The 742-nt window shown below is 43.9% G+C and carries 1 protein-coding gene; it reads right to left on the bottom strand.

Annotation, left to right across the window (positions count from 1 at the left end):
• Positions 1-143 precede the first annotated feature (143 nt).
• Positions 144-742 (bottom strand): zinc-binding dehydrogenase (locus IEV84_RS16675; protein WP_188495875.1); only part of this gene is annotated, 599 nt, incomplete at its 5' end.

Below are 742 nucleotides of genomic sequence, written 5' to 3'. Positions count from 1 at the left end.
AATGACAATTTATTGAGGACTCAATCTTATTCATTATTACAAGGCTTCAAGATTAAAATATACTGCTACACACATACAAGGGAAAGGAAATGGACTTCACACAATCATAGTCTCATAGATCATTCACACATACACTCTCAACCTCATGGGATGGGATACACAACCACCTTTCCGGTAGCCCTGGAACTCTCAAGGTAACCAAATGCTTCAACAAGTTTAGTAAAGGGATATGGACTTGTGGGATCAAGAACTGGCTTCACCTTCCCACTCTCCAAGTAAGGCTTCAGTTTCTCCAACACAGACCCTTTAGAGGTAAGCACAAAATGGATAGCCGGTGGCGTTGCTGGACCTACTATTGTTACTACCTTCCCGCCTTCTTTCACCGCCTTCACAGCCTTATCTGTCTCCCCAACTGCATCATACACTACATCAAATTTCTCTGGCAGGTCCTCGATGTTCTCCTTGGTGTAATCGATAGCCAAATCAACACCCAAGGTTCTCAAGAAATCCAGTTTCTTAGTGCTTGCAGTAGCTGCTACTTTGGAAGCACCAAAAACATGCTTTGCAAGCTGAATAATATGTGTTCCAACACCCCCGGCGCCTCCCAAAACAAGGATAGACTTACCAGCAGAAAGTTCAGCTCTTTCAAGCCCTTCATAGGCAGTTTCAATAGCCAAGGGAAGGCTAGCAGCTTCAATGAAGCTCAAGTCTTTGGGTTTGTGAGCCAATACTCTTTCATCTG

This window comes from Flavobacterium palustre, from assembly GCF_014639535.1.
GTDB lineage: Bacteria > Bacteroidota > Bacteroidia > Flavobacteriales > Flavobacteriaceae > Flavobacterium > Flavobacterium palustre.
This window is presented reverse-complemented; position numbering and strand designations above follow the sequence as displayed.